This window comes from Streptomyces sp. NPDC017936 (genome assembly GCF_044328485.1).
GTDB lineage: Bacteria > Actinomycetota > Actinomycetes > Streptomycetales > Streptomycetaceae > Streptomyces.
Genome location: NZ_JBIRHK010000025.1, coordinates 21,210 through 33,368 on the forward strand (window position 1 = coordinate 21,210; position 12,159 = coordinate 33,368).

Annotated in this window: 11 protein-coding genes; 7 read left to right on the forward strand and 4 right to left on the reverse strand. The window is 70.1% G+C overall.

Translation table 11 applies throughout. The features are described from left to right. The first annotated feature begins 127 nt into the window (after positions 1-127). From ACH4F6_RS36280 to cseC, 4 genes are all read left to right on the forward strand, one after another. Positions 128-670 (forward strand): SigE family RNA polymerase sigma factor, encoded by a 543-nt coding sequence (locus tag ACH4F6_RS36280; RefSeq protein WP_397964668.1) that lies wholly within the window; start codon positions 128-130, stop codon positions 668-670. After that, the gene (locus ACH4F6_RS36285; RefSeq protein ID WP_397964669.1) at positions 655-1,317 is read left to right on the forward strand and encodes a hypothetical protein; all 663 of its coding nucleotides are present in this window, start codon (positions 655-657) and stop codon (positions 1,315-1,317) included. The genes ACH4F6_RS36280 and ACH4F6_RS36285 overlap by 16 nt, the downstream gene beginning before the upstream one ends. A gap of 230 nt (positions 1,318-1,547) precedes the next feature. Beyond that, on the forward strand, positions 1,548-2,249 hold the full coding sequence (gene cseB / locus ACH4F6_RS36290; RefSeq protein ID WP_397964671.1) for a two-component system response regulator CseB: 702 nt from the start codon (positions 1,548-1,550) through the stop codon (positions 2,247-2,249). 12 nt (positions 2,250-2,261) lie between these two features. Beyond that, on the forward strand, positions 2,262-3,617 hold the full coding sequence (cseC, locus tag ACH4F6_RS36295) for a two-component system sensor histidine kinase CseC (RefSeq protein WP_397964672.1): 1,356 nt from the start codon (positions 2,262-2,264) through the stop codon (positions 3,615-3,617). Positions 3,618-3,931: 314 nt separating this feature from the next. Here the strand turns inward: cseC and ACH4F6_RS36300 are convergent, their stop codons facing one another. Further along, a complete protein-coding gene (locus ACH4F6_RS36300; RefSeq protein ID WP_397964674.1) occupies positions 3,932-5,536 on the reverse strand; it encodes an MDR family MFS transporter in 1,605 nt (534 codons plus the stop codon). A 184-nt stretch (positions 5,537-5,720) separates the two neighbouring features. Here ACH4F6_RS36300 and ACH4F6_RS36305 point away from each other — a divergent pair, with 184 nt between their 5' ends. Continuing rightward, complete coding sequence (locus ACH4F6_RS36305) at positions 5,721-6,302, forward strand: TetR/AcrR family transcriptional regulator (RefSeq protein WP_397964675.1); 582 nt, start codon at positions 5,721-5,723, stop codon at positions 6,300-6,302. A gap of 62 nt (positions 6,303-6,364) precedes the next feature. Here ACH4F6_RS36305 and ACH4F6_RS36310 read toward each other — a convergent pair whose 3' ends face one another. Continuing rightward, the gene (locus ACH4F6_RS36310) at positions 6,365-6,949 is read right to left on the reverse strand and encodes a M23 family metallopeptidase (protein WP_397964676.1); all 585 of its coding nucleotides are present in this window, start codon (positions 6,947-6,949) and stop codon (positions 6,365-6,367) included. A gap of 512 nt (positions 6,950-7,461) precedes the next feature. Here ACH4F6_RS36310 and ACH4F6_RS36315 point away from each other — a divergent pair. After that, positions 7,462-8,121 (forward strand): HAD family acid phosphatase, encoded by a 660-nt coding sequence (locus ACH4F6_RS36315; RefSeq protein WP_397964678.1) that lies wholly within the window; start codon positions 7,462-7,464, stop codon positions 8,119-8,121. A 120-nt stretch (positions 8,122-8,241) separates the two neighbouring features. Here ACH4F6_RS36315 and ACH4F6_RS36320 read toward each other — a convergent pair whose 3' ends face one another. After that, positions 8,242-10,767 (reverse strand): ATP-dependent Clp protease ATP-binding subunit, encoded by a 2,526-nt coding sequence (locus ACH4F6_RS36320; RefSeq protein ID WP_397964679.1) that lies wholly within the window; start codon positions 10,765-10,767, stop codon positions 8,242-8,244. Positions 10,768-11,199: 432 nt separating this feature from the next. On the opposite strand from ACH4F6_RS36320, the gene ACH4F6_RS36325 reads away from it, so the two are divergent. Beyond that, positions 11,200-11,823 carry an SCO3374 family protein gene (locus ACH4F6_RS36325; protein WP_397964680.1) on the forward strand — a complete coding sequence of 208 codons (624 nt, stop codon included), beginning with the start codon at positions 11,200-11,202 and terminating at the stop codon, positions 11,821-11,823. Here ACH4F6_RS36325 and ACH4F6_RS36330 read toward each other — a convergent pair. Continuing rightward, a complete protein-coding gene (locus ACH4F6_RS36330; protein WP_397964682.1) occupies positions 11,802-12,137 on the reverse strand; it encodes an Lsr2 family protein in 336 nt (111 codons plus the stop codon). The genes ACH4F6_RS36325 and ACH4F6_RS36330 overlap by 22 nt on opposite strands. Between the last annotated feature and the right edge of the window lie 22 nt (positions 12,138-12,159).

Consider the following 12,159-nt stretch of genomic DNA (forward strand, 5'->3'; position numbering starts at 1 on the left):
GGACAGTGCCGTGACAACACCTCCGTAGCTTCTTCTGCGTGGCCGACAGCGGCACGAGGGCCACGGACCACAGGCGGTGAACCGGCGGCGGCAGCCGCTCGGAACGGGGACACGGAGGCGGTTGACCATGGCGCAGGGCGAGGTGCTCGAGTTCGAGGAGTACGTCCGCACCCGGCAGGACGCGCTGCTGCGCAGCGCCCGCCGGCTGGTGCCGGACCCGGTCGACGCGCAGGACCTGCTCCAGACGGCGCTGGCGCGGACCTACGGCCGCTGGGAGGGCATCGCGGACAAGCGCCTGGCCGACGCCTACCTGCGCCGCGTCATGATCAACACCCGGACCGAGTGGTGGCGGGCCCGCAAGCTGGAGGAGGTGCCCACCGAGCAGCTCCCGGACGCCTCCGTGGAGGACTCCACCGAGCAGCACGCGGACCGTGCCCTGCTGATGGACGCGATGAAGGTGCTCGCTCCGAAGCAGCGCAGCGTCGTGGTGCTGCGACACTGGGAGCAGATGTCCACGGAGGAGACGGCCGCCGCCCTCGGCATGTCGGCCGGAACGGTCAAGAGCACGCTGCACCGGGCGCTCGCCCGGCTCCGCGAGGAGCTGGAAGCCCGCGATCTGGACGCACGCGCGCTGGAGCGTGAGGAGCGGGAGCGTTGCGCGGCGGCCTGACCGAGGCAGGGCCCACAGCGGCCCGGGGGTCCCTCCAGGCGGTGATCACGGCGGCGGCCGTGCTCGCCGCCCTCGCCCTTTTCACCTCCGCCTGCGCCACCGGCGGCACCGGCGCCCGCGACGAGGGGCCGGCCCACTCCGACGCGGCGGCCGGCGCCGCCACGGCCTCGCCGTCGGCCGCCTCCACCGACACCCCCGACCGTGTGGACGCGGTCCGGCTCGTCAAGGAGGACCCCGCGGTCTCGGCGGAGGTCAAGCGGGGGCTGAAGCCGTGCGTCGGCGACGAGTACCCGGTCGACGTGTCCTACGGCGACCTCACCGACGGCTCCCGCAGCGACGTCGTGGTGAACGTGCTGACCTGCGGTGACGCCGTAGGGGTCGGCTCGTACGTGTACCGGCGCGAGGACGGCCGGTACGAGAACGTGTTCCGGACCGAGGAGCCCCCGGTGTACGCGGAGATCGACCGCGGCGACCTCGTGGTCACCAAGCAGGTGTACGAGAAGGGCGACCCCGTCTCCAGCCCGTCGGGGGAGAACGTGATCACCTACCGCTGGGCCGACGACCGCTTCGTCAAGGAGTACAGCTGGCACAACGACTACAGCAGCGTCGTCGGCGAGGACGCGTCGCCGGAGCCGGAGGACGGCTGAGTCCGGAGGATCCCGGAGGGAAATCCCCCGGCGCGTGAACCGTTCGGGCCGCCCGGACCGATGAGTGAGTGAACGCACCGAGCGCTCCGGACGTCCCACCAAGGGGCGGCCCGACAGCGAACCGACAGCCGGTTCACAGCGCCGCGGCCGACAAAGGGGCCGGCGGGCGGCCGGCAGACGCACGACCGACAGACACACGCACGACACCCACGAGGACTGAGAGCACCGGGATGGCAGACCAGACCCACGTCCTGTTCGTCGAGGACGACGACGTCATCCGCGAGGCCACCCAGCTCGCACTGGAGCGGGACGGCTTCGTGGTCACCGCGATGCCCGACGGCCTGTCCGGCCTGGAGGCGTTCCGGGCCGACCGCCCCGACATCGCGCTGCTGGACGTCATGGTGCCCGGCCTGGACGGGGTGAGCCTGTGCCGGCGCATCCGGGACGAGTCCACCGTGCCGGTGATCATGCTCTCCGCGCGCGCCGACTCCATCGACGTCGTCCTCGGTCTGGAGGCCGGCGCCGACGACTACGTGACCAAACCGTTCGACGGCGCCGTCCTGGTCGCCCGCATCCGCGCCGTCCTGCGCCGCTTCGGCCACGCGGGCGGCGGCGACCGGACCGAGCCGGACGCCTCCCCGGCGGGCGGCGTGCTGACCTTCGGCGACCTGGCGATCGACACCGAGGGCATGGAGGTGCGCCGTGCCGGACAGCCCGTGGCCCTCACCCCGACCGAGATGCGGCTGCTGCTGGAGTTCTCCTCCGCCCCGGGCACGGTGCTGTCGCGGGACAAGCTGCTGGAGCGCGTGTGGGACTACGGCTGGGGCGGTGACACCCGTGTGGTCGACGTCCATGTGCAGCGGCTGCGCACGAAGATCGGCCAGGACCGCATCGAGACGGTCCGTGGCTTCGGCTACAAGCTGAAGGCCTGAGCGGGCAGGGGTATGCGGGGGATGTTGCGGCACCTGGTTCCGGCCCGTGTGGAGCGTGCGGGCATGCGCACCGGCCTGCGGTGGAAGCTGAGCGCGGCCATCGCCCTGGTCGGCGCGCTGGTGGCGATCGCGCTCAGCCTGGTCGTGCACAACGCGGCCCGGGTGTCCATGCTGGACAACGCGCGCGACCTCGCCGACGAGCGCGTCCAGATCGCCCAGCGCAACTACGACGCGTCCGGGCGCGCGAACTTCCCCAGCATCAAGATCGACGACCCTGATCTGCCGTCGGAGCTGCGAAGGAAGGTCGGGGAGGGCCGCCGGGCGACCTTCGTCTCCGACCGCGCGGGCGGTGTGCCGGACATCTGGGCGGCCGTACCGGTCAAGGGCGGCCACGTGCTCTCCCTGCACACCGGCTTCACCGACCGCAGCACCGACATCCTCAACGACCTCGACCAGGCCCTGGTGATCGGCTCCATCGCGGTCGTCTTCGGCGGCAGCGCGCTCGGCGTGCTCATCGGCGGGCAGTTGTCCCGCCGGCTGCGCAAGGCGGCGGCCGCCGCCAACCAGGTCGCCAAGGGCGAGCCGGACGTGCGGGTGCGGGACGCCATCGGCGGGGTCGTGCGGGACGAGACCGACGACCTGGCGAGCGCGGTGGACGCCATGGCCGACGCGCTCCAGCAGCGGCTGGAGGCCGAGCGCAGGGTCACCGCCGACATCGCGCACGAGCTGCGCACGCCCGTGACGGGGCTGCTCACGGCCGCCGAGCTGCTGCCGCCCGGCCGGCCCACGGAACTGGTCCTGGACCGGGCCAAGGCGATGCGCACCCTCGTCGAGGACGTGCTGGAGGTGGCCCGCCTCGACGGCGCCTCGGAGCGCGCGGAGTTGCAGGACATCCTGCTGGGCGAGTTCGTCACCCGGCGCGTCGCGGCCAAGGACCCGCAGGCCGAGGTCCGGGTGGTGCACGAGTCGATGGTCACCACCGACCCCAGGCGCCTGGAGCGCGTGCTGTTCAACCTGCTCGCCAACGCCGGCCGGCACGGCAGACCGCCGATCCAGGTCACCGTCGAGGGCCGGGTCATCCGCGTCCGCGACCACGGCCCCGGTTTCCCCGGGGACCTGCTCGCCGACGGTCCGAGTCGCTTCCGCACCGGCAGCAGCGACCGCGCCGGTCGCGGCCATGGACTCGGTCTGACCATCGCCGCGGGCCAGGCCCGCGTCCTGGGCGCCCGGCTGACGTTCCGCAACGTACGGCCGGCCGGGGCGCCGGAGCACCTACCCGCCGAGGGCGCCGTCGCCGTCCTGTGGCTGCCGGAGCACGCGCCGACGAACACGGGAAGCTATCCGATGCTGCCGCTGCCGGGGCAGTAGCGGCCGGATCCCGGTGTCGCGGGCGGCCGGGCCCGGCCCCGGCAGGCGTCCCCGGAGACGCCGGTTCCCCGCCGCGACCGGTCGGCGAGGGCGGGGTGCCGTCGTCGTCACGGAAGACCGCCTCGATGCGGCAGGGGCGCGCCCGCGGCGGCTCCTGGACGGACTCCGCGCCACGCGCCCCGAGGGTCTCGCGGCCGCCACGGCGTCGTCCGCGCGGAAGGCCCCCGGGGCGGACACCGCCGGGGGCCTTGGGTCGCGGATCGGGGTGGGCCTCCGCGCTCAGCGGCGGAAGGCGGCTCTCCCTGACGGCCGGGTCAGACCGCCTCCACCACGGGCATCTTGGGCGCGTCGGCCTCCTCCGTGGTGCCCTCCGCCTTCGGGCCGGCTCCCCGCAGCGGGACCTCCTTGACGAACAGGGAGGCCACGAACGCGATCACGGCCACCACCGATCCGAGGAGGAACGCCCCGTGGGTGCCGTCGGAGACCGCGTACTGGTACGCCTCCCGGGCCGCCGCCGGAAGCTTGGCGAGGCTGGCCGCGTCCAGTTGCGCGGACTGCTCGGTGATCTTCGAGCCCAGCGCGCCGGCCCGCTCGGACATGACGTCCTGGACACGGCTGTTGAACAGCGCACCCATGATCGCCACGCCGAAGGACGAGCCGAGCGTCCGGAACAGGGTGGTCGACGAGGAGGCGACGCCCATGTCCTTCATCTCCACGCTGTTCTGCGCGACCAGCATGGTGACCTGCATCAGGCAGCCCATGCCGAGGCCGACGACGGCCATGAAGACACCGGAGGTGAAACGGGAGGTGCCGGTGTCCATCGTGGACATCAGGTACAGCCCGACGATCATCAGGGCGCCGCCGACGATCGGGAAGACCTTGTAGCGGCCGCTGCCGGTGGTGATCCGGCCCGCGACCATCGAGGTGACGAGCATCGCGCCGAGCATCGGCAGGAGCAGCAGACCCGAGTTGGTGGCGGACGCGCCCTGCACGGCCTGCTGGTACAGCGGCAGGAAGAGCGTCGCGCCGAACATCACGAAGCCGGTGATGAAGCCGATGACGGACATCAGGGTGAAGTTGCGGCTGCGGAAGATGTGCAGCGGCACGATCGGCTCGGCGGCCCTGGTCTGCCAGAACACGAACCCGATCAGCGCGGCGACGCCGATCCCGATCAGCTCCATGATCCGCGCGGAGCCCCAGGCGTACTCGGTGCCGCCCCACGTGGTGACGAGCACGATCGAGGTGATGCCGACGGTCAGCAGCGCGGCGCCCAGGTAGTCGATGCGCGCTTCGGCCCGCTTCTTCGGCAGGTGCAGCACGGCGGTGATCAGACCCAGGGCCATCACGCCGAGCGGCAGGTTGATGTAGAAGGCCCAGCGCCAGCCCCAGTGGTCGGTGATGGTGCCGCCGACCAGCGGTCCGCCGATCATGGCGATGGCCATCACGCCGGCCATCATGCCCTGGTACCTGCCGCGCTCCCGCGGCGGCACGAGGTCGCCGATGATCGCCATGACACCGACCATCAGACCGCCGGCGCCCAGGCCCTGGACGGCGCGGAAGGCGATCAGCTGGCCCATGTCCTGCGCCATCCCGCTCAGCGCCGAACCGGCCAGGAAGATCACGATCGAGCTGAGGAAGGCGCCCTTGCGCCCGTACATGTCACCGAGCTTGCCCCAGATCGGGGTGGAGGCGGCGGTCGCCAGGGTGTACGACGTCACCACCCAGGACAGGTGCTCCAGGCCTCCGAGCTCACCGACGATCGTCGGCATCGCCGTGCCCACGATCATGTTGTCGAGCATCGCGAGCATCATCGTGATCATCAGCGCGAGCATGACGACCCGTACGCTCTTGGGTTCCCGTACGTCCGGTGCGTCCGGCGCGCCGCCGGCACCCGTTCGCACAGCTGTTGTGTCCGCCATCGTTTCCCACTCCCCCTGGGCCGCCTACTTACTTGCCGCCCGGCTAGTTCACTACACTGGGAAGGTAGACCCGCAACTAGCCGGGCGTCAAGTAAGTTTCCCCGCCGGGCGGCAGGTAAGTTTTTCTTACCGATCGACGGGGGAATCTCGCGGGAGCGCGAAGAACACGAGGACGGACGTCACGATGGACGGCATCAGGCAGCAGCGCCGCGGCAACACCCGCCAGCGCATCCAGGACGTGGCCCTCGAACTCTTCGCCGAGCAGGGCTACGAGAAGACCTCGCTGCGCGAGATCGCGGAACGGCTGGAGGTCACGAAGGCGGCCCTGTACTACCACTTCAAGACCAAGGAAGAGATCCTCGTCAGCATCTTCACGGATCTGACGAAGCCGATCGAAGAGCTGATCGAGTGGGGCAAGGACCAGCCGCACACCCTCGAGACCAAGCACGAGATCGTACGGCGCTACGGCCAGGCCCTCACCGACGCCGCCCCGCTCTTCCGCTTCATGCAGGAGAACCAGGCGACGGTGCGGGAGCTCCAGATCGGCGACTCGTTCAAGCACCGCATGCGGGGGCTGCGCGACATCATCATCGACCCGGACGCCCCGCTCGCCGACCAGGTCCGCTGCGTCAGCGCCATCTTCACGCTGCACGCCGGCACGTTCTTCCTGCAGGACGTCGAAGGCGACCCCGAGGAGAAGCGCGCAGCCGTCCTCGAGGTCGCCATCGATCTGGTCACCCAGGCCCACCAGGGCTCACGTCCCTAGGGGTGTCCCGAGCGGGGCCGCCCCGGCCGGGCCGAAGCCGCGCCGGCCGGGGCATCGTCGTGTCAGACGAGGAGACCCTTGCCCCGCAGGAACTTGACCGGGTCCACCGCTGAGCCGTAGTTGGGGGTCGCGCGGATCTCGAAGTGCAGGTGCGGACCGCTGGAGTTGCCGGTGTTGCCGGACAGGGCGATGCGCTGGCCGGTCTTGACGACCTGACCGATCCGCACGTCGACCTCGGACAGGTGGGCGTACTGGGAGTACGTGCCGTTGCCGTGCTTGATGACGATCGCGTTGCCGTAGGCCGGACCGTCGCCGGCGCCGTTGCCGCCGGCCTTGACGACGGTGCCGCCGTGGGCCGCGACGACCTTGGTGCCGGTCGGCACGGCGAAGTCCTGGCCGCTGTGGGTGTGCTGCCACATGCCGCCGGCCTGCGCGAAGCTGGCCGACTTCGTGTAGTGGGCGACCGGCTTGACCCAGGAAGCGGTCGCGGCCGTCTTCGCCGCCGCGGGCTTGGCGACGACCGGCTGGACGGCGGACGCCACTCCGCTCCCCAGCACGACCGAGGCGCCGAGGGCGGCGGCCCCGACGGCCACGCGGGAGCGGATCAGGGACGTACGGGAAGAACGGGACGTGACGCGCTGGAACATCGAAACCTCGTGGGGCAGGAGACAGAGAAAACCACCCGACGCACAAACGTCCGCCGGACGGCCATTCCTTGGTAACCCGTCGGCCCGGTAAGTCTCAAACGTGTGACCTACGACGGTAGCTAGTACCTCGTCACCAAAAACACCACTTCTTGACAGTCAACCTTTTCGTCCCTTTTGCTCCATCACCCCTGCCAGGGACCCCTTCCGCTGCGCAGAAGCATGCCTTTTGTCCGTTTCGCCGGACCGCCAGACATCACTATCCCGGTTAGTACCGGATAAATCCCCTGTGCGTCACATCACCGCCGAGCCGCTCGGGAGACTTCGAATGTGACCGCGGTTACTTTCCTTTTCCGAGGTAATTTGTGACCCCCGTCACGACTGAATGCACGAGTCTGTGAGCGGCCTCTCATGTCCCGCTACCGTCCAGTAACCCGCTGGTTCCCCTCAAGCCATCCCCATCGATGAGCATGCCCACGACACCCGCAGCGCCATGGACGCGAGAGGACCCCCACATGACCAGAGGCACCTGGACGACAGGCACCTGGACGCGCCGCATCGCCATGACGGCCGCCACCACGGCCGCCGTCACCGCGATGGCCGTCCCGGCCGGCGCCCAGGCTGCGACGGCCGCCGGCACCTCCACCGTCGCCTCAGCCGCCGCCACGGCCGCCGCGGAGGACGTCGACTACGACACCTGGCAGGCCGACTGCCAGGCCGTGATGGACCAGGCCCTGCCCTACCTGAGGCAGCGCATCGCCGCCACGAAGCCGGGCGAGAAGCAGGCGATCGTCCTCGACGTCGACAACACCGCGCTGGAGACCGACTTCGGCTTCAGCTACCCGCAGCCGGCCAACCAGCCGGTCCTCGAGGCCGCCGAGTACGCCCAGGAGCACGGCGTCTCGCTGTTCTTCGTCACCGCCCGCCCGGGGATCATCGCCGGGGTGACCGACTACAACCTCGAGCACGTCGGCTACGAGGTCGCCGGCCTCCACGTCCGCGGCTTCCTCGACCTCTTCAAGGACGTCGCCGCCTACAAGACCGCCCAGCGCGTCGCCATCGAGAACAAGGGCTACACGATCATCGCGAACATCGGCAACAGCGCCACCGACCTGTCCGGCGGCCATGCCGAGAAGACGTTCAAACTGCCCGACTACGACGGGCAGTTGTCGTGACCCGGTGACGCGCTGAGCGTCACCGGGAAAGCAAGAGGGGCCGGTGCTCGGGAGAGCACCGGCCCCTCTTGCTCGAGGATCCGTCTTCCTCGGGGGTCCGTCAGACGAACCCCCGCGGGATCACGCGTCCTTGCTCAGGTTCGGCCCGGCACCGCCGGCCGCCTGCTCGATCGGCGGGACGTCCGGCAGCGCCGACTTCTCCTCACCGCGGAAGGTGAAGGTCTTGGCGTCGCCGTCGCCCTCGGTGTCCACGACCACGATGTGACCGGGGCGCAGCTCGCCGAAGAGGATCTTCTCCGAGAGCGTGTCCTCGATCTCGCGCTGGATGGTGCGGCGCAGCGGACGCGCACCCAGCACCGGGTCGTAGCCCTTCTTGGACAGCAGCTCCTTGGCGGACTGGGAGAGCTCGATGCCCATGTCCCGGTCCTTCAGGCGCTCGTCCACCTTGCTGATCATCAGGTCGACGATCCGCAGGATGTCCTCCTGCGTCAGCTGCGGGAAGACGACCACGTCGTCGACGCGGTTGAGGAACTCCGGCCGGAAGTGCTGCTTGAGCTCGTCCGAGACCTTGTTCTTCATGCGCTCGTAGTTGGTCTTCGTGTCACCCGCGGCGGCGAAGCCGAGGTTGAAGCCCTTGGAGATGTCCCGGGTGCCGAGGTTGGTCGTCATGATGATGACCGTGTTCTTGAAGTCCACGACCCGGCCCTGGGAGTCGGTCAGGCGACCGTCCTCCAGGATCTGCAGCAGCGAGTTGAAGATGTCCGGGTGGGCCTTCTCGACCTCGTCGAAGAGGACGACGGAGAACGGCTTGCGGCGGACCTTCTCGGTCAGCTGGCCGCCCTCTTCGTAGCCCACGTATCCGGGCGGGGAACCGAAGAGACGCGACACCGTGTGCTTCTCGCTGAACTCCGACATGTCGAGGGAGATCAGCGCGTCCTCGTCACCGAAGAGGAACTCGGCGAGCGCCTTGGACAGCTCGGTCTTACCGACACCGGACGGCCCGGCGAAGATGAACGAGCCACCCGGACGCTTCGGGTCCTTCAGACCGGCGCGCGTACGGCGGATCGCCTTCGACAGCGCCTTGACGGCGTCGTTCTGGCCGATGACCCGCTTGTGCAGCTCCTCCTCCATGCGGAGCAGGCGGCTGGACTCCTCCTCGGTCAGCTTGAAGACCGGGATGCCCGTGGCCGTGGCGAGGACCTCGGCGATCAGCTCGCCGTCGACCTCGGCGACGACGTCCATGTCGCCGGCCTTCCACTCCTTCTCCCGCTTGGCCTTGGCGGCCAGGAGCTGCTTCTCCTTGTCGCGCAGGGAGGCGGCCTTCTCGAAGTCCTGCGAGTCGATCGCGGACTCCTTGTCGCGGCGGACGCCGGCGATCTTCTCGTCGAACTCGCGCAGGTCCGGCGGAGCGGTCATCCGGCGGATACGCATCCGGGAGCCGGCCTCGTCGATCAGGTCGATGGCCTTGTCCGGCAGGAAGCGGTCCGAGATGTACCGGTCGGCCAGGGTGGCGGCCTGGACCAGCGCCTCGTCGGTGATGGAGACGCGGTGGTGCGCCTCGTACCGGTCGCGCAGACCCTTGAGGATCTCGATCGTGTGCGGCAGGGACGGCTCGGCGACCTGGATGGGCTGGAAGCGGCGCTCCAGGGCCGCGTCCTTCTCCAGGTGCTTGCGGTACTCGTCCAGCGTGGTCGCACCGATGGTCTGGAGCTCACCGCGGGCCAGCATCGGCTTCAGGATGGAGGCCGCGTCGATGGCGCCCTCGGCGGCGCCCGCACCGACCAGCGTGTGGAGCTCGTCGATGAACAGGATGATGTCGCCGCGGGTGCGGATCTCCTTGAGCACCTTCTTCAGGCGCTCCTCGAAGTCACCGCGGTAGCGGGAGCCGGCGACCAGGGCGCCGAGGTCCAGGGTGTAGAGGTGCTTGTCCTTGAGGGTCTCGGGCACCTCGCCCTTGACGATGGCCTGGGCGAGGCCCTCGACAACGGCGGTCTTGCCGACGCCGGGCTCACCGATCAGCACCGGGTTGTTCTTGGTGCGACGGGACAGCACCTGCATGACCCGCTCGATCTCCTTCTCGCGCCCGATGACCGGGTCGAGCTTGGACTCGCGAGCGGCCTGGGTGAGGTTCCGGCCGAACTGGTCGAGGACCAGGGACGTCGAGGGCGTGCCCTCGGCAGGCCCGCCGGCGGTGGCGGTCTCCTTGCCCTGGTAGCCGGAGAGCAGCTGGATGACCTGCTGCCGCACCCGGTTGAGATCGGCGCCCAGCTTGACCAGGACCTGGGCGGCGACGCCCTCGCCCTCGCGGATCAGGCCGAGCAGGATGTGCTCCGTGCCGATGTAGTTGTGGCCCAGCTGAAGGGCCTCGCGGAGCGACAGCTCCAGGACCTTCTTGGCACGGGGGGTGAAGGGGATGTGGCCCGAAGGGGCCTGCTGGCCCTGGCCGATGATCTCCTCCACCTGCTGGCGGACCGCCTCGAGCGAAATCCCGAGGCTCTCAAGGGCCTTGGCGGCGACACCCTCACCCTCGTGGATCAGGCCCAGGAGGATGTGCTCGGTGCCGATGTAGTTGTGGTTGAGCATCCGGGCTTCTTCCTGAGCCAGGACGACAACCCGCCGCGCGCGGTCGGTGAACCTCTCGAACATCGTTAATCGCTCCTCAGAGCGGTCAGGCAGTGGGGGGAACTTCCCCTCCCTGTCCTTCCGCAGCTTAGTCCCGCAAGCGGGGACCGCTCATTCCAACTGCCGACACCGTCGATGGCCTCCTGACCCCGCTCACGCCGACATCTGCTCCAACCCGATGGTGCGAGACGATGTTCCCGCAGGCCAGGTGGTTACCCTCACCATCACTACGCCGATGGCGAACGTGAGACGTCCTTCCCTGCGTGTCGCCCCCTCCCACTAGGGATGTCTTACCCGCTGGGACGGAGACTCCATGCCGCGCGCACCGGTTCCCTCCGCTATGGGCGAACAACCTTGCGCCTCCCCACCGCCCCGCGCGCTCCCCCGTCGCACACCGTGCGCATTCGCGTGAACACGCAGCGTGACTTTCCGGACTCGCGGGCGGTTGCGCCGGACATGGTTGGCTCAGTCCCCTCGGTCGTTCCCCCGGCCGCCTCTCCGGCATCCGCGCTCCCCTTCCCGCGCCGGCCGCTCGCCCCGGCCCGTCCGGGGCGTCCGGCCGACCCCGTCCGCGGCTGGTACGAGAACGAACTGGGGTGGGCGACGGTGCCCGGGGAGCCGGTACGGCTTTCGGTGGGCCTGCGGTTCGACGTCCTGGACGTGCCGGTCGAGGCCGGCCGTGCGGCGCTGCGGCGCCTCGCGCCGGGCTCTCCGGTGGCCGTGGCGGGCGACCGGATGCGGCTGCTGGTGGCCGCGGGCGGCGCGGAGGAGCTGCCGGGGATCCTCCAGTGGCTGGAGTGGGGGCGGCTGCCGCTGGATCTGGGGGCCGTCGGGGCGGGCGGCGTCATCGAGGCGCCCTGGCCCCCGGGCCCGCGGGCCGCTCCGCCCGCACAGGGGGCCGCCGTGTGGGTGCGGCCCCCCGGGACCGGGCGCGAGGTCGAGGCCTCGCTGCCGGCGATGCCGGCCGTCGGGGGCGGTGGGGGTGCCCCCGACCTGGTGCGGTGGGTGGACACGCTGGCGACGCAGTGCCACCGTGTCCGGCTGCGGCGCGGGTGCGCTCAGCCGTTGGCCTGCTCGTAGGCCTCGCGAATGGTCGCCGGGACGCGGCCACGGTCGTTGACCTCGTAACCGTTCTCCTTCGCCCATGCGCGGATCTGCGCGGTGTCCTGGCTGCCACCGGAAGCGGCGCGCGCCTTTCCGCGTCCACCAGAAGCGCGGCCTCCGGTTCGACGACCGCCCTTCACATAGGGGTCGAGAAGGCCGCGCAGCTTGTCCGCATTGGCCGTCGTGAGATCGATCTCGTAGGTCTTGCCGTCCAGCGCGAACGTCACGGTCTCGTCCGCCTCGCCGCCGTCGAGGTCGTCGACAAGAAGGACCTGAACCTTCTGTGCCACCGGATTTCCTTTCATCGATAAC

What these genes read in the sequence shown, in the direction of transcription:
- ACH4F6_RS36320 (WP_397964679.1), bottom strand. Translation starts at nt 10,767, where the DNA reads ATGTTCGAGAGGTTCACCGACCGCGCGCGGCGGGTTGTCGTCCTGGCT.
- ACH4F6_RS36305 (WP_397964675.1), top strand. Translation starts at nt 5,721, where the DNA reads ATGGACGGCATCAGGCAGCAGCGCCGCGGCAACACCCGCCAGCGCATC.
- ACH4F6_RS36315 (WP_397964678.1), top strand. Translation starts at nt 7,462, where the DNA reads ATGACCAGAGGCACCTGGACGACAGGCACCTGGACGCGCCGCATCGCC.
- ACH4F6_RS36310 (WP_397964676.1), bottom strand. Translation starts at nt 6,949, where the DNA reads ATGTTCCAGCGCGTCACGTCCCGTTCTTCCCGTACGTCCCTGATCCGC.
- cseC (WP_397964672.1), top strand. Translation starts at nt 2,262, where the DNA reads ATGCGGGGGATGTTGCGGCACCTGGTTCCGGCCCGTGTGGAGCGTGCG.
- ACH4F6_RS36280 (WP_397964668.1), top strand. Translation starts at nt 128, where the DNA reads ATGGCGCAGGGCGAGGTGCTCGAGTTCGAGGAGTACGTCCGCACCCGG.
- cseB (WP_397964671.1), top strand. Translation starts at nt 1,548, where the DNA reads ATGGCAGACCAGACCCACGTCCTGTTCGTCGAGGACGACGACGTCATC.
- ACH4F6_RS36300 (WP_397964674.1), bottom strand. Translation starts at nt 5,536, where the DNA reads ATGGCGGACACAACAGCTGTGCGAACGGGTGCCGGCGGCGCGCCGGAC.
- ACH4F6_RS36325 (WP_397964680.1), top strand. Translation starts at nt 11,200, where the DNA reads ATGGTTGGCTCAGTCCCCTCGGTCGTTCCCCCGGCCGCCTCTCCGGCA.